Genomic DNA, 15,511 nt, shown 5'->3' with positions numbered 1-15,511 from the left:
GGGAAGTCGCAACGCAGCGACTGTAGGAGCTGCGCAAGCTGCGACTGCGGGGCGGCCGGTCGCGACGTAAGCGTGGTATCGCGGTCGCGGCTTGCGCCGCTCCTACAGGTAGATCGCGTGGCTTTTCGTTGGCGGGGAAGTCGCAACGCAGCGACTGTAGGCGCTGCGCAAGCTGCGACCGCGGGGTAGCCGATCGCGCCGCAAGCGCGGTGTCGCGGTCGCGGCTCGCGCCGCTCCTACAGGCAGGTCGCGCGGTTCCCGGTGATCGGGAACAAGGCTGCGACGCGGATCCCTCGCATTTCCCCGCGGCGCGTGCGAGGCTGCGGCGGATCGCTGGGGAGCCGTCATGAACGATGCCGTGTCCGCCGCCGCACGAACCGGGTCCGAACCGCTGCACGGCGACGCCGCGCTGGTGCGCGCGCTCGGGCCGTTCCAGCTCGGCGCGTCGATCGTCAACATCATCGTTGGCGCCGGCATCTTCATGCTGCCGGCGCTGTTGTACGGGCGCCTGGGCGCCGGCGCGCCGCTGGTGTTCGTGGCCGGGGCGCTGGCGATCGTGCCGATCGCGCTGTGCTTCGCCGCGGTCGGCAGCCGCGCCGCCGCCACCGGCGGGCCGTACACCTTCGTCGGCGCGGCGTTCGGGCCGTTCGCCGGGTTCCTCGCCGGCGCGCTGATGTGGGTGTGCAACACCGCCTCCAGCGCCGGCGTCGCCGCGGCCCTGGCCGAGCAGGCCGGCAACGCCTGGGCGGCGCTGCGCGAGCCGCTGCCGCGCGCGGCGTTCGTCGCCGCGGTGTATGCCGCGCTGTTCGCGCTCAACGCGTTCGGGGTCAGGTTGGGCGCGCGCGCGATCGTGCTGCTGGCCACGCTCAAGCTCGCGCCGCTGTTTCTGTTGGCCGGCGTCGGCCTGGCGTTCGTGGACTGGAACCAGGTCGGCTTCGGCGCGTGGCCGTCGTGGAGCGCGCTGGGTTCGTCGATGGTGCTGGTGGTGTTCGCCTACTCGGGCATGGAGACCGCGCTGGTGCCGACCGGCGAGGTGCGCGATCCCGCCCGCCACGTGCCGCGCGCGACCTTGTCGGCGATCGTGCTGGTGGTGCTGCTGTACATCGGCATCCAGGTCGCCTGCCAGGGCCTGCTCGGCGCGCGCCTGGCCGGCAGCGGTGCACCGGTGGCCGACGCCGCCGGCGCGTTGTGGGCGCCGGCGCACGGCGTGCTGCTGGCCACCGCCGCGGTGTCGATGGCCGGGTTCCTGATGGGCAACCTGTTCTCGTCGTCGCGGCTGTTGTTCGCGCTGGGCCGCGACGGCTACCTGCCGGCCGCGTTCGGCCGGGTCGATGCGCGCCACCACGTCCCGCGCACCGCGCTGCTGGCCCACGCCGGCATCGCCCTGGCGCTGGCGCTGATCGGCAACTTCGAGACCCTGGCGCTGATTTCCGGCGGCGCGATCTGCCTGTTGTTCGCCGCGGTCGCGGTCGCCGCCTGGCGCGCGCAGGCGCGCGACCTGCGCGGCCCCGGCGAGCCGTTCCGCCTGCCCGGCGGCGCCTGGCCGATGCCGTTGCTGGCGGTGGCGGTGATGGCGGCGATTCTGGCGACGATGAGCGCGGCGCAGTGGCTGGCGATCGCGGTGTCGCTGCTGGCCTTGGTGGCCGTGTACGCGGTGCTGGCGCTGCGCCGGCGCGGCGCGGCCGGGGGTTGAAGGAGCGGTGTGGGAGGGCCTTCAGGCCCGACGCTTTGCGCTCGGGTCGGCGCTATCTGGCACAAGAGCGTCGGGGCTGAAGCCCCTCCCACAACAACCGCGGCTGCGGTTTCCGGCGCGATGAGTCTTTGACCGCGAGCGTCAGCGGCGCTGGCAGCGCAGGTCGCGTACCCGGCCCACGTCCATCGACACGCCGTCGATGGCGCCGGCCGCATCGCGCTGGAAGCGAAAGCTCAGCGAACCCTGCAGGAAGCGGTCGCGTTCCAGCGGCTGCAGCCGCGCCGGTTCGGTCCGCGAGTCGTCCCGGTGCAGGGCGCCGTCGATCACGCTGAAGCGGTAATCGCGGCCCAGTTCGTCGCAGCGGTAATCGCCGGCGTAGCCGGCCAGGGCCGCGGCGTCGGGTTTGGCCACCTGCAGTTCGGGGAACTCGGTGCGCTTGCCGCCGGCGAGCTGCACCGCCACGCGCGGCCGGCCGCGGCCGGGATCGCGGAACGACAGCGCGGCCACCGGGCCGCCGTCGACCTCGAACTCGTCCTTGCCGACCGGCCGCATCGCATAGGTGTCGCCGAACGCGTGCAGCGACAGCGTGCCGTCGTCCCATTCGATCCGGCGCAGGCTGCCGGTGGCGGGATTGCGGTACACCCCGGCCCACCGCTGCATCGCCGCCGCCGGCGTGTCCACGCTCGGGCGTTGCGGGCGTTGCGGGCGCTGCGTGGCCGGTTCCGGCGGCAGGCCCAGCCACAGGTCGGCGACCTGCAAGGCGAGGTTGTCGGGGTCGGTCGAACCGAGATTGCACAGCGTCGCCACCGACAGGTGCCGCTCCGGGAAACGCAGCAGCTGGGCGCGATAACCGCCCCAGGCGCCGTCGTGGGAAACCGTCTTGAGCCCGCGGTGGGTATCCACGAACAGGCCCAGCGCGTAGTCCAGCGGCGTGCCGTCGGCGAGCCGCCCCGGCTGCTGCAGGCGGGCGAGGAATTCGGCGTCGCCGACGGTGGGGCGGTAGAAGTTCTCGTCCCAGCGCTGCAGGTCGGCCAGCGTGCTCAGCACCGCGCCGTCGCCGACCTGGTCCCAGTTGGGCATGTCGATGCGGAAACGGGCGATGCCGGCCGGCGCCTGGCCGGCGGCGCCCTCGGCGCGGGCGTAGGCGCTGGCGCGGCCGCGCACCGGCAGGGTGTGGTCGTCGCGGAACAGGGTGTCGCGCATGCCCAGCGGTTCGAAGATGCGTTCGCGCGCGAACTGCGCCAGCGGCTTGCCGGACACGCGCTTGACGATCTCGGCGGCGAGGAAATAGCCGGTGTTGCTGTAGACGAACTCGCTGCCCGGGGCGAAGTTCAGCGCCTTCTGCTTCGACAGCAGTTCCAGGGTCTGGCGGTCGCTGCTGTAGTCGTCGTAGGCGACGCCGGCCAGCAGCTGCACTTCCAGATAATCGCGCAGGCCGCTGGTGTGCTGCAGCAACTGACGCAGGCTGATGGCCTGGCCGTAGTCGGGCAGCTCGGGTACGTACGTGCGCACGTCGTCGTCGAGCGAGAGCTTGCCGTCGCGCTCCAGCAACAGCAGCGCGGCGGCGGTGAACTGCTTGGAGGTCGAGCCGATGTCGAACACGGTGTCCGCGCCGATCGGCACGCCCAGCTCCAGGTTGGCCTGGCCGTAGCCCTTCTGCAGCGCGATCGCGCCGTCGCGGAACACCGCTACGCCGCAGCCGGGGCTGTCGCTGCGGTTCCAGCGGGCGAAGATCGCGTCGGTGCCGGCTTCCAGCGTCGCCGGCGTTGCGGCCGGCGCCGCGACGACGAGCGGCGTAGCGGGCGCGGCGAGCGTCGCGAAGCTCGCCACGGTCAGCGCCAGCGTGACGGCGAGGGGGCGCAGAACGTGCATGGCGTGTCCTTGCGGATGCGGAGCGAGGGCCGTGCACTATAGGCAGCGCGCGCGTCCGGCCTGCGTGGCGGAAGTCACGCAGGCGCGCGGCGCTCGCGCGGCCGCGCTCAGGCGCGCCGGGCGGCGAAGGTGTTCCTCACCCGCTCGGACATGACGATGTAGGCCATCCACGGACCGTTCCAGAACAACACCCGGCCGATCAGCGCGACGGCGGCGACGCCGGCGAAGCCGCCGCCGCTGGCCTGCGACAGCAGGCCGGTCGCGATCGAGACCAGGACCAGGTCGGTACCGAGCCAGGCGAGATAGATGCGCGGGAACCACGCCGACTTGATCGCATACAGCGCCAGGGCGACGAGGTTGAACACGAACATCGCGCCGCTGACGGTTAGATAGAAGCGCAAGGCGCCGGCCTTGGCCCCGTCGGTCGCGGCGGCGACCTCGGGCGAGGCCAGCAGCGCGGCCATGCCGCCGGCGTTGGCCATGGCGAACAGCAGCGACCAGACCATCATCGCCGCCACCGCGATCAGCCAGCCGCCGCGGCCTACCGCGCCGCGGTTGCGCTCGCTGCGGTCGCTGCGGAACTGCAGCGGCGCATCGCCGAGCTGCAGCGGGCCGCGCGCGGCCGGCGCGGCCGGTTCGCGGCGGTACGGATCCTCGTCGTGCATGCTTGCTCCCCCGTGCGCGGCGGCGCCGGCCCCTGCTGGAACCCGGCGGCGGCCGCGCCGCCACGATAGCGCCATCGCCGGCCGCGGCGCATCCGCCCGCGGCGACGCTCAGCGGCGCGCGGCGAAGGTGTTGCGGACCCGGCGCGAGCGCAACGCGTAGACGATCCACGGGCCGTACCAGAACAGCGCCCACAGCAACGGCGTCGCCAGGGCCATGACCATGCTGAGCTCGCCGGTCATGGCCATCATCCACGGCCGCACCCCCTTGCCGAGCGCGGCCACCGCCGCCCAGGCGACGAACGCGCGCGGGAACCACGGCGACCTGCGCCAGAACAGCGCCAGCGCGGCGAGCGCGAGCGGCAGCAGCACCGCATCGACGGCGACGCGCGCTTGCACGTAGCCCAGGTATCGGGACGGCACGTCGCTGGAGAGGGCGCCGCCGAACACGGCAAGGCCGAGGCTGAGAATCGCGAACGCCGCCGACAGGCCCAGGATCGCGGCGACCGCGATCAGCCAGCCGCCCAGCCCCTCGGGGCCGCGTGCGTCGCGTTCGCCGTAAGGGTTCGGCGCCCGGTCCGCGGCGGGTGCGGGCGTGCGCCGATACGGATCGTCCTGGTCCATCGCGTTCTCGCTCCCCGTGCCGTGCCGCGTATGCCGCGGCGATATCCATCGCCGCGGCAGGATAGCCGTCCGCGCGGTTCGTCACATCCCCGCGACGCAGGAATCGCAACATACGCGGGCAGGGGAAAGCGACTCGAACGGACAGCCCAGCCGCCTCGCGCGCGCTTGATCGTTGACCGCCCGGCGTTGCCTACTAATCCATCGCAACGTCAACGCCAGCGGGAGCCGCGCGCCTGCACATGGCCAGCACCGCCGCCACCGCCTTGTCCGACCCTTCCGTTCCGGGCGCCGCCGCGCCGTCTTCGCCGAATGCCGCGTCCGCGCGAGCCGCGTCCGCGCCGCCCGCGCCCGTGTCCGGTTCCTCCGTGCCTGGATCGCCCGCGCCTGCAGCGGCGAGCGCGCCTGCGGGCAACCCGCCTGCAGCGAGCGCGCCACGTGCGCCCGCCGCCGCGCCGCCGCGCCCGCCCGGTTCGGATGCGGGCGCCGGCGCTCCGCCGCCGCCGGCCGGTCCGCCGGCCGCGCCGGCGCCGATGCCGCGCTGGCGCATGGCCGCGTTCGTGGCGATCTCGCTGCTGCTCGGGCTGACCCAGAGCCTGGGCATGAACCTGGTCGCCTCCAACCTGCCGCAGGTGCAGGGCGCGCTCGGCGCGACCACGGCCGAGGGCGCGTGGCTGCTGACCGCCTACTTCGCCACCAACATCCCGGCCAGCCTGCTGCTGACCAAGTTCCGCCTGCACTACGGCCTGCGCCTGTTCGCCGACCTCGCCATCGGCCTGTTCGTGGTCGCCGCGGTGGTGCACCTGGTCGCCAACGACCTCAGCTCGGCGATCGCCGCGCGCGCCGCGCTCGGCATCGCCGCCGCGCCGCTGAGCTCGCTGACCGTGCTGTACATGGCCGAGGTCTTCAGCGGCCCGAAGAAGGTGATCGGCCTGATGTTCGGCTTCGCCGCGCTGCAGACCGGCGCGCCGGTGTCGCGGATCATCGCCGAGGGCCTGTTCCTGCACGGCCAGTGGCACGGCGTGGTGATGTTCGAACTGGGCCTGGCGCTGGCCTGCTTCGCCGCGATCAACCTGCTGCGGGTCACCCCGGTGCCGCGCCAGCCGATGTTCGACGGCCTCGACATCGTCAGCTTCCCGCTCTACGCCAGCGCCATCGCCCTGGTCACCGTGGTCCTGACCCAGGGCCGGCTGCGCTGGTGGCTGGACACGCCGTGGCTGGGCCAGTGCCTGGTCGCCGCGGCGGTGTGCGCGGGCTTGTTCGTGATCGTCGAGATCAACCGCGCCAAGCCCATGGTCAACCTGCGCTGGCTGCTGCACGGCGGCTACATGGTGCGGCTGGGGCTGGCGATCACGCTCTCGCGCATGGTGCTGTCGGAGCAGTCGGTCGGCGCGGTCGGCCTGCTCAACGTGCTGGGCCTGCTCAACGAACAGATGCACACGCTGTTCTGGCTGGTGCTGCTGGGCACGGTGGCCGGCTTCGTGGTGACGCTGCTGTTCCTGCCGAAGCAGCGCTTCGACCTGCTCGGGCTGCTCGCGGTGGCCATCGTCGGGGTCTGCGCGTATGTCGATTCGCATGCCACCAACCTGACCCGGCCGGAGAACTTCTATCTCACCCAGACCCTGATCGCGATGGCGGCCTCGATGTTCCTGGCCTCCTCGATCCTGCTGGCGCTGGTGCGCGTGGTCGCCGACGGGCTGCGCAACCTGGTCACCTTCATCGTCTTGTTCAGCACTACCAACGCGCTCGGCGGCCTGCTCGGCTCGGCGGTGCTGGGCACCTACCTGGCCCAGCGCCAGACCGCGCACTACCAGCACCTGATGCAGCAGGCCACGCTCGCCGACCCGCAGGTGGCGCTGCGCACCCAGCAGCTCGGCGGCGCGGTCGCGCGGGTGCTCGGCGATACCGCGGCGCGCGGCAACCAGGGGCTGGTTTCGTTCAACCAGCAGGTCGTGCGCGAGTCGTGGGTGCTGGCCTACAACGACGTGTTCCTGGCGGTGGCCTGGCTGGCCGCGGCGGTGCTGCTGTGGGTGCTGCTGCTGAAGTGGCAGCTGTGGCGGCGCGGCCATACCGTGGTGAGCTTCGCCTCGCAGGTGCCCGGCCCGTTCGGCCCGCCCGCCGCCGCGCCGGCGCCGGCGCCCGGCCGCGACGCCGCGGCGACGCCGGCTGCGCTGCAATCGCCGCCGAGCCCCGCCGCTTCGGCCCCCGTTCCCGCTCGCTCCTGACCCGAAGGACGCCCCATGCCCCTGAAGACGCCCTTCAAATCCAAGGCCACCATCCCGGCGCTGCTGATCGCGCTGCTGGCGGTGCTGGTGATCCTCTACGCCTGGCGGCTGTGGCCGTTCTCCAGCGCGCGCCAGACCACCGAGAACGCCTACGTGCGCGGCAGCGTCACCGTGATCGCGCCGAAGGTCGACGGCTACGTCGCCCAGGTGCGGGTGCAGGACTACATGCAGGTCAAGGCCGGGCAGGTGCTGGTCGAACTGGACGCGCGCAACTACCGCCAGCGCCTCGACCAGGCCCGCGCCAACCTCGCCGCGCAGGACGCCAACCTGTCCAACTCGACCCAGGCCCAGCGCGTGCGCGAAGCCGCGGTGGCGAACGTGGAGGCGCAGCTCAACGCGGCCCAGGCCAACCTCGCCCGCGCCCAGGCCGACATGCGCCGCGCCGAGGCGCTGGTCGGCGACGGTTCCTTGTCCAAGCGCGAGCGCGACCAGACCCTCGCCGCCCTGCGCCAGGCCGAAGCGTCGATGGGCCAGGCCCGGGCCGCGCGCCGTTCGGCCGACGAGGACGTGCGCTCGGTGATCGTCAACCGCGACGCGCTGACCGCGGCGGTGGCCAATGCGCGCGCCGCGCTCAAGCTGGCCGAAATCGACCTGGCCAACACCCGCATCCTGGCGCCGCAGGACGGCCAGCTCGGCGAGATCGGCGTGCGCCTGGGCCAGTACGTCACTCCGGGCACCCAGCTGATGCAACTGGTGCCGCACCGGGTGTGGGTGGTGGCGAACTTCAAGGAATCGCAGACCGCCGGCATCCGTCCCGGGCAAGCGGCGTGGTTCCGGGTCGATGCGCTGGACGGCAAGACCCTGCGCGGCCGGGTCGAGCGGCTGTCGCCGGCCACCGGTTCGGAATTCAGCGTGATCAAGACCGACAACGCCACCGGCAACTTCACCAAGGTCGCGCAGCGCCTGCCGGTGCGCATCGCGCTCGAACCCGGTCGCGACGAGGCCGAGCGCGCGCTGGCCGCGCGCCTGCGCCCGGGCATGTCGGTGGAGGCCACGGTCGATACCGCGAGCGCTATCGACCAAGACGCGGTGCGCCGCGCCGAACAGGCCGCGGCCGCGGATGCGGCGCGCGATGCCTCGGTGCCGGCGCTGCAGGCCGACGACGGCGCGGCGGCGACGCCTGCGCCGGGCGCGGCGCCGAATCCGCCGATGCCCGACCGGCCTGCGAGCGGCACGCCCGCGGGCGGCCCGTCTTCGAGCGGCCTGCCTTCGAACGGCCCGCCTTCGAGCGATGGATCGTCGAACGACGGCGCTTCATCGCCGCGCGCGCCGGCGCCCGCCGCGGCGCCGAGCCGATGAGCCGGCTGCGCACGCTCGCCCGCACCGCCGCGCTCGCCGCGGCGACGGCGACGCTCGCCGCCTGCGTCAGCGTCGCCCCGGCGCCGACGCTGGACGCGCCGCCCGCGGCCTGGCGCGACGCGCCCGGCGCCGGCATCGCGGTGCAGCGCGACTGGTGGCGCGGCTACAACGATCCGGCGCTGTCGCAGTTGGTCGAGACCGCGCTGCAGCACAACACCGACCTGCGCCTGGCCGCCGCGCGCGTGGCCGAGGCGCGCGCGCTGCTCGACGCGCAGGGCGCCCAGCAATGGCCGACCCTGGACCTGGCCGGCAGCGCCGCCCGCGCGCGCAGCGTCGGTGCGGCGACCGGTCGGCCGAATCTCTCGACCGTGAGCCAGCCGCAGTTCCAGGCGGCGTACGAAGTCGATCTGTGGGGCCGCCTGGGTTCGCTGACCGATGCGGCGCGCGCCAACCTGCTCGCCAGCCAGACCGGCGCCGACAGCGTGCGCCTGAGCATCGCCGCGGCGGTGGCCTCCGGCTACCTGGGCCTGCGCGCCAGCGACGCGCGCCTGGACGTGGCCCGGCGCACCCTGGCCTCGCGCGAGAACGCGCTCAAGCTGGCCCAGCGCCGCTACGACACCGGCTACACCTCGCGCCTGGAACTGGCCCAGGCCCAGGCCGAGTACCGCGCCACCGCGCAGGTGGTGCCGCAGCTGGCGCTGGCGATCCGGCGCCAGGAAGACGCGCTGTCGGTGTTGCTCGGCCGCGCGCCGCAGCCGATCGAACGCGGCCGGCCGCTGGCGCAGATCGCCGCGCCCGCGCTGCCGGCGGCCGGCGTGCCCTCGCAACTGCTGCGGCGCCGTCCCGACATCGCCCAGGGCGAGGCGCAGATCGCCGCCAGCGACGCCAACCTCGCCGCCGCGCGCGCGCAGCTGCTGCCGTCGCTGCGCCTGACCGGTTCGATCGGCAGCCTGGAATCGAGCCTGCTGCACGGCGACCCGATCCGGGTCTGGAGCGTCGGCGGCAGCGTGCTGGCGCCGCTGTTCAACGCCGGCCGCCTGCGCGCCGGCGTGCGCGCCAGCGCCGCGCGCCGCGACCAGGCGGTGCTGGGCTACCAGAAGACCGTGCTGACCGCGTTCGCCGAAGTCGAGGATGCGATGGCGTCGATCGCGCACCTGCGCGAACAGCGCGAACAGGCCGTGCAACAGCAGCAGGCGCTGGCCGAGGCGTTGCGGATCGCCCACAACCGCTACAACGAGGGCTATGCCTCGTACCTGGAAGAACTCGATGCGCAGCGCAACCTGTTCAACGCGGAACTGACCGCGCTGCAGTTGCAGGGCGATGCGCTGACGGCGGAGGTGAACCTGTACAAGGCGCTCGGCGGCGGGTGGGAGGCGGCGCAGTGAATCTTCTGGCTATCTGAGCGAACGGCATCGGGCCTGAAGGCCCTCCCACAACAGCAGTCGGCTTCCCACCGTCGTGGCCCGAGCCTTTGCTGTTGTGGGAGGGCCTTCAGGCCCGATGCTCTGCGCTCAAATCGCCGAACCCCTCAAACCCGATCCAGCTCGTTCAAGGCCTTGCCGATGATCGCGAACTCCTTGTCCGGCTGCTCGGCATCGCTGAGGAACCACGCCGCCGACAGGCCCTGGAACGCGACGATCCACTGCAGCATCCGCCGCCGCTCGATCCGCGCCTGTTCGCACACCACCGCCAGCCGGCGCTCGAAATTGCCCGGCGCCAGCGCGGTCTCGCCGTCGGGATCGGTGAACAGGTTGGCGTAGTCGAACCCGCGTTCGCCCATCACCCGCTTGGGATCGATGGCGATCCAGCCGCGCTGCGGGCCGGCGTCGAGGACGTTCTGGTGGTGGATGTCGCCGTGCAGCGGCACCACCTCGCGCGGGTCGTCGAGCAGTTCCTGCGCGACTTCCCAGCAGCGCCGCAGCACGCCGCCGTGGCTGGCCGCGTACACCGGCAGGTCGGCGAACCATTCGCGCAAACCCGCCAACCCGTCCGGCGGCGGTTGCGGGCGCGGCGCGTGCAGCCGCGCGATCGCCTCGCACAGGATCCGCGTGGCGTCCTCGTCCTGGCCGTTGCGCGCCATCTGCACCAGCGAACGCGGCCCGCAGGCGCGTTCGAGCAGCAGCGCGCCGTCGCCGTCGTCGGCGTAGACGTGCGCGGCGCCGTCGCCGTCCCACCAATTCATCAACAGCCCGCCGCGCTTCTCCTCGGCCTCGCGCGCGATCTTGAGCATCGCCGGGCGATCGCGATGGCGCACCGGCAGCAAATCGCTGCTGTGGGTGTGGATGGGCGCTCCGTCGGCGCTGAGTTGCCACAGCGCGAGGTGTCGATCGTACGGCGTCGTCATGCGCGAACGGCGGTGGCGGCGGAACTTCGGATATCGGGACGAATCGGCCGTGGGCAAGAGCCGCGCGCGCGTCGAGATGTGTCTTTATGTGCCCGCACGCGACGATGTTGCGATTGCCCCTGCAGGAGCGGCGCAAGCCGCGACAACGCAACGACGCCGCAGCCGGCGTATCCGCGCGACGCTGCGACGGCGGCTGCCGCCGCGGCCGCTTGTCGTCGTGGTGGTTCGATCGCCGCGGTCGCGGCGCGCGCCGCTTCTACAGGCAGCGCGGTGCCGCCTGGGCGATGGACGAGCGAAAAAGCCGATGCCGCAAAGTCAGGGCGTTTCGGCTTCCTGCCCGGCTTCCTCGCGATCCTTGAGCACCTGCGCCGCTTCCGTATCCGCCGCGACCCGGTGGCGCAGCGACTTGCAACGCTCCACGCCGGCGTCGGTGAGCACCAGCGCGCCGTCCTCGCCGATTTCGGCCAGGGCCGCGTCGATCAGGCGTTCGTGCAGGGCGCGCGAATGAGCGCCCGGCGCATGGCCCTGGTCGATGCGTTGCAATACGTCCAGCAAAGCCAAGTCTTCCAGGCTGATCGGGTCCACGTCGGAGCTCCAAGGCGAATGCGCGCACTATGCCACGGCGTACGCGCCTGGAAAGCGCCATGGACGCGACTTCAGCGCATTCATTTTTCGCGCGGGCCGGAGCCTGGCCGCTGGGCGAAAAGCGTCGGGCCTGAAGGCCCTCCCGCAGCAGCCGATGCCGGCGCCGCGCTGGTGGCAGGGCCTTCAGGCGCGACGCTTTTCTATCCCTTCGCCACGTGCCGCGACCCCCGAAAACACGAACGCCGCCCGAAGGCGGCGTCCGGCGAAGCAGCCGATGCGGCGGGCCGAAGCGCGCCGCATCCGCAGGATCAGAGCGCGGCGTCCTTGAGCTTCTTGAGCGGGCGCACCTTCACCTTGACGGTGGCCGGCTTGGCGGCGAACCACTGCTCTTCCTTGGTGAACGGGTTGATGCCCTTGCGCTTGGGCTTGGCCGGGACGCTGACGGCGGTGATCTTCAGGATGCCCGGCAGGGTGAACGCGCCGGCGCCTTTCTTGTTGATCGACGCGTGCACGGCGCCTTCCAGCGCGCCGAGGATCGAGCGAACGTCCTTGGCGACGACGCCGGTGGTTTCGGCCAGGTGCGCGACCAGGCCCGACTTGCTCAGCACTTCCTTGATCGGCTTGGGAGCGGCGGTCTTGGCGGCGGCCTTCGGCGCGGCCTTCTTCTTTGCAGCGGTCTTTTTCGTAGCCATAGTGTTTTCCGGTAGTACGGCGTTGGATGGATGGGTTGCCTGGTTAACCCCTCGGCAAGGCGGAATGTAGGGCAAGCCCGCCGCGTCGCCAAGAGCTTTGGCGTAAAAAAATGCGGGTTTTTCAGCCGCGCGCGCCCTGTTGCGGCCGCGCGCACGGAAAAAACCCTGGCGCGTTCGGGGTTTGGCGTCGATCCGGGCGCGCGCGCGGGCCTTCGCGGTGCGCGCAAAACCCCTTGAAAACAGGGTTTTCGGCGGTTCGTGCGGCGGCGCAGCGAAACTTTGCGCGCGCCGCGCGCGTGGCCGGGCCGTTCGCGCCGCAGCCGCGCCCGCGGCGCGGCGGCATTCAGTCGCGGGCGGGCTCGTCCGTGCGCAGGGTGCCGCGGTTGCGCACGGTTGCGCGCCGATGCGCGAAATGCGCTGCAACTCGGCGCATTCGCGCGGCGAAGCGGCGCAGCCGTCGTGGGCGGATCGGCGCGGCGTGCGGCGGTGCGCGTGCACGCGGCCTTCACCGGCGCAGCGTGCGCGGGCGCGGCCGAATCGCCGGCGCGCGGCGGCGCCGGCGGCGGTCAGCCGCGGTGCTCGCGCGCCAGGTATTCGGCCGACTGCATCTCGATCAGGCGCGAGGCGGTGCGCTCGAACGCGCCGGTCAGGCGCTCGCCGCGGTACAGCCCGGTCGGCGCGTCGGCGGCGGTGCACACCAGGTTGACGTGGCGGTCGTAGAACTCGTCGATCAGGTTGACGAAGCGCCGCGCCGGGTCGTCGTTGCGGCCGTCGAACAGCGGGATGCCGCCGAGCAGCACGGTGTGGTACTCGGTGGCGATCTCGATGTAGTCGCTGGCCGCGCGCGGGCCTTCGCACAGCGCGGCGAAGTCGAACCAGGCGTGGCCGTCGGCGCGCGCGCGCACCGCGATGTCGCGGTCGTCGATGCGCAGCGGCCCGGTTTCCGGCGCGCAACCGGCCGACAGTTCCTTCCAGCGACCCGCCAGCCACTCCTCGGAACCGGTGTCCAGCGGCGCGCGGTACACCGGCGAGCGGGTCAGCGCGCGCAGCCGGTAGTCCTGCTGGCTGTCGAGCAGCAGCACCTGGCAATGGGCCTGGATCTGTTCGATCGCCGGCTTGAAGCGGTCGCGCTGCAGGCCGTCGGCGTAGAGGTTGGGCGGGTCGATGTTGGAGGTGGTGACCAGGGTCACGCCCTCGGCGAACAGGCGCTCGAGCAGGCGCCCGAGCAGCATCGCGTCGCCGATGTCGATCACGAAGAACTCGTCCAGCACCAGCACCCGCAGGCTGTCGCGCCATTCGCGCGCGATCCGCGCCAGCGGGTCGCTCTGGCCGGCGTGCGCGCGCAACTGGGCGTGGACCTCGCGCATGAAGCGGTGGAAGTGGGTGCGGCGTTTCTGCGCGATCGGCAGCTGCTCGTAGAACAGGTCGATCAGGAAGGTCTTGCCGCGGCCGACGCCGCCCCACAGGTACAGCCCGCGCACGCCTTCGCGCGGCTTGCCGCGCAGGCGGTCGAACAGGCCCGGTTCGGGCGCGTCGACGAGCTGGCGCTGGATCCGGTCGAGTTCGCGCAGCGCCGGATGCTGGGCCGGATCGTCGCCCCATTCGCCGCGGGCGACGCCGGCGGCGTAGGCCTGCGACGGCGTGCGCGCCGCCGCGCCGTCCTGGGGATGGGCGCTCATGGCTGCGCCAGCACGCGGCCGCCGGCCGACATCGCCCGCACCGGCACCTGTTCCTGGTAGCCGTCGGCCCATGCGTCCACCGCCGCCGGCAGCTTGCCGGTCCAGGCCGGATCGGAGCTGTAGTAGCGCAGTTCGGCGTGGCCGCGCTTGTCTTCGCCGCGCACGGCGACCCACTGGCGGCCGTCGTCGGCCTGGATCAGCAGCGCGCGCATGTACACCGCCACCCCGCGCACGTAGCCGCTGGTGGCCTGGGCCTTGAGCTCGGCGTCGTTGCGGGTGTCGGTGACGTCCATGCGCTCGACCAGCGCGTCGTAGTCGTCGCCGAGCAGGCTGCGCAGGCGCGCGTCGTCCTCGGGCTTGAGCACCACGCCCAGGTCGAGCAGGGTCCAGTGGGTGGTCGCCACCGCCGCCGGCAGGCCGGGCAGGTAGCGGCCGCTGAAGAACACGCCCATGCCGGCGCCGCAGTCGCTGCCGGTGTGCTGCTGCTCGATCTGGAGCTGGCGGTGGAAGCGGTGGAAGGTCAGTTCGCAGCGGGCGTTGTCGCCCTGGCCCTTGAAGCTCATCTCGCCGTCGCCGGCCTTGCGCGCGCGCCCGGACAGCAGGCCGGTGTTGGCGCCGGAGCTGGCCTGCAGTTCCAGTTCGTAATGGTCCGGATCGGCCGGCTTGAGCGACAGCGTGGCGGTGCCGTCGCTGCGGGTCCACTCGCCGGCCCAGTCGAACTTGCCCGACACCGCGGCCGGCTTGAGTTCGGTCAGGCGGCCGACATAGGCCATGCGCAGGCAGCGCACCTGGCCGTCGCAACGGTCGCGCTCGCGCAGCCAGGCCTGCTGGTCCTTCTTGAGTTCGCCGCGGTAGTCGCTGGCCTTGCGCGCGGCGGCGTAGGCGGCGTCGAGTTCGCCGTCGCGCTGGCGCAGCAGCGGGTCGGCGCAGATCGCCTGTTCGTTGCGGTTGGCGGCCTTGGCGCAGTCGATGCCGGCGGCGGCGGCCGGCAACGCGGCGGCGGCGAGCGCGGCGGCCAGCGGCAGCGCCAGGCGGGGGGAAAGGCGCATGGGGGAAGCGTCCTGGGTCAGGCGGGCGGCGCGGCGCCGCCGGTTTCCGGCGGCAGGTGCGGGCGCACCGAGTTCTTGATCGCGCCGCGCAGGTCGATCAGGCGGCGATGGAAGAAGTGCGAGGTGTCGGGCATGCGCACCAGTTCCGGCGCCTGGCGCAGGTCGGCGATCCAGGCGTAGACCGCTTCGGGATCGACGATCTCGTCGGCTTCGCCCTGGATCACGATCCACGGATAGCCCGACGGCGGCGCGATCCGGTCGAAGTCCCAGCGCCCGGCCGGCGGCGCGATCGAGATCAGCAGCTTGGGCTGCAGTTCGTCGGCCATGCGCAGCGAGACGTAGGCGCCGAAGCTGAAACCGGCCAGCCACAGTTGCGCGTCGGGGCGTTGCGCGCGGACCCAGGCAGCGACCGCGCGCAGGTCGTCGCATTCGCCCTCGCCCTGGTCGAACTCGCCTTCGGAGTGGCCGACGCCGCGGAAGTTGAAGCGCACCGTGGCCGCGCCGCATTCGCGCAGCGAGCGCGCGGCCATGGTCACGACCTTGTTGTGCATGGTCCCGCCCTCGGTCGGCAGCGGGTGGCAGACGATGGCGACGATCGGGCGCGGCGGCGCCTCGGGCGCTTCCACGATGGCCTCGATCGCCCCGGCCGGGCCGGCCAGGGTCAGCGTGGCGCTCGCATCGCTGGGAAAGGCGGGGATGCTCATGCCGCGCATGATACGGGGCGAGGCGG

14 protein-coding genes are annotated in these 15,511 nt (G+C 72.7%); 4 read left to right on the top strand and 10 right to left on the bottom strand.

Annotated elements, in window-relative coordinates; translation table 11 throughout:
* Positions 1 to 346 precede the first annotated feature (346 nt).
* A complete protein-coding gene (locus BLV01_RS18860) occupies positions 347 to 1,693 on the top strand; it encodes an APC family permease (RefSeq protein ID WP_091803461.1) in 1,347 nt (448 codons plus the stop codon).
* 141 nt (positions 1,694 to 1,834) lie between these two features.
* On the opposite strand, the gene BLV01_RS18855 is transcribed toward BLV01_RS18860, so the two are convergent.
* From BLV01_RS18855 to BLV01_RS25670, 4 genes are all read right to left on the bottom strand, one after another.
* A complete protein-coding gene (locus tag BLV01_RS18855) occupies positions 1,835 to 3,565 on the bottom strand; it encodes a serine hydrolase (protein ID WP_091803458.1) in 1,731 nt (576 codons plus the stop codon).
* A gap of 107 nt (positions 3,566 to 3,672) precedes the next feature.
* Positions 3,673 to 4,230 (bottom strand): DUF2569 family protein, encoded by a 558-nt coding sequence (locus tag BLV01_RS18850; RefSeq protein WP_175486111.1) that lies wholly within the window; start codon positions 4,228 to 4,230, stop codon positions 3,673 to 3,675.
* A 108-nt stretch (positions 4,231 to 4,338) separates the two neighbouring features.
* Complete coding sequence (locus tag BLV01_RS18845; protein WP_091803452.1) at positions 4,339 to 4,851, bottom strand: DUF2569 family protein; 513 nt, start codon at positions 4,849 to 4,851, stop codon at positions 4,339 to 4,341.
* 193 nt (positions 4,852 to 5,044) lie between these two features.
* Positions 5,045 to 5,398, bottom strand: coding sequence for a hypothetical protein (locus tag BLV01_RS25670; protein ID WP_139178857.1), 354 nt, complete (start codon positions 5,396 to 5,398; stop codon positions 5,045 to 5,047).
* Between BLV01_RS25670 and BLV01_RS26400 the strand changes: the two genes are divergently transcribed.
* The 3 genes from BLV01_RS26400 to BLV01_RS18830 are packed head-to-tail and all read left to right on the top strand — an operon-like array spanning position 5,397 to position 9,817.
* Positions 5,397 to 7,073, top strand: coding sequence for an efflux MFS transporter permease (locus BLV01_RS26400; RefSeq protein ID WP_091803449.1), 1,677 nt, complete (start codon positions 5,397 to 5,399; stop codon positions 7,071 to 7,073). The genes BLV01_RS25670 and BLV01_RS26400 overlap by 2 nt on opposite strands.
* Before the next feature lie 15 nt (positions 7,074 to 7,088).
* Positions 7,089 to 8,432, top strand: coding sequence for an HlyD family secretion protein (locus BLV01_RS18835; protein WP_091803446.1), 1,344 nt, complete (start codon positions 7,089 to 7,091; stop codon positions 8,430 to 8,432).
* The gene (locus BLV01_RS18830) at positions 8,429 to 9,817 is read left to right on the top strand and encodes an efflux transporter outer membrane subunit (protein ID WP_091803442.1); all 1,389 of its coding nucleotides are present in this window, start codon (positions 8,429 to 8,431) and stop codon (positions 9,815 to 9,817) included. The genes BLV01_RS18835 and BLV01_RS18830 overlap by 4 nt, the downstream gene beginning before the upstream one ends.
* A 143-nt stretch (positions 9,818 to 9,960) precedes the next feature.
* On the opposite strand, the gene BLV01_RS18825 is transcribed toward BLV01_RS18830, so the two are convergent.
* The 6 genes from BLV01_RS18825 to BLV01_RS18800 form a co-directional block, all read right to left on the bottom strand.
* Entirely contained in the window at positions 9,961 to 10,776 is an 816-nt protein-coding gene (locus BLV01_RS18825) for an aminoglycoside phosphotransferase family protein (protein WP_091803439.1), read from the bottom strand.
* A gap of 315 nt (positions 10,777 to 11,091) precedes the next feature.
* Entirely contained in the window at positions 11,092 to 11,361 is a 270-nt protein-coding gene (locus BLV01_RS18820; protein ID WP_091803435.1) for a hypothetical protein, read from the bottom strand.
* A 308-nt stretch (positions 11,362 to 11,669) separates the two neighbouring features.
* Positions 11,670 to 12,053 (bottom strand): HU family DNA-binding protein, encoded by a 384-nt coding sequence (locus tag BLV01_RS18815; protein ID WP_057949797.1) that lies wholly within the window; start codon positions 12,051 to 12,053, stop codon positions 11,670 to 11,672.
* A gap of 566 nt (positions 12,054 to 12,619) precedes the next feature.
* Positions 12,620 to 13,732, bottom strand: coding sequence for a cell division protein ZapE (zapE, locus tag BLV01_RS18810; RefSeq protein WP_091803432.1), 1,113 nt, complete (start codon positions 13,730 to 13,732; stop codon positions 12,620 to 12,622).
* Complete coding sequence (locus tag BLV01_RS18805; RefSeq protein WP_091803429.1) at positions 13,729 to 14,781, bottom strand: lysozyme inhibitor LprI family protein; 1,053 nt, start codon at positions 14,779 to 14,781, stop codon at positions 13,729 to 13,731. Before BLV01_RS18805 ends, zapE begins: the two co-directional genes overlap by 4 nt.
* 17 nt (positions 14,782 to 14,798) lie before the next feature.
* Complete coding sequence (locus tag BLV01_RS18800) at positions 14,799 to 15,485, bottom strand: alpha/beta hydrolase (protein ID WP_091803426.1); 687 nt, start codon at positions 15,483 to 15,485, stop codon at positions 14,799 to 14,801.
* Positions 15,486 to 15,511 lie beyond the last annotated feature (26 nt).

Origin of the sequence: Lysobacter sp. yr284 (assembly GCF_900107375.1) — a bacterium.
Lineage (GTDB): Bacteria > Pseudomonadota > Gammaproteobacteria > Xanthomonadales > Xanthomonadaceae > Lysobacter.
This window is presented reverse-complemented; position numbering and strand designations above follow the sequence as displayed.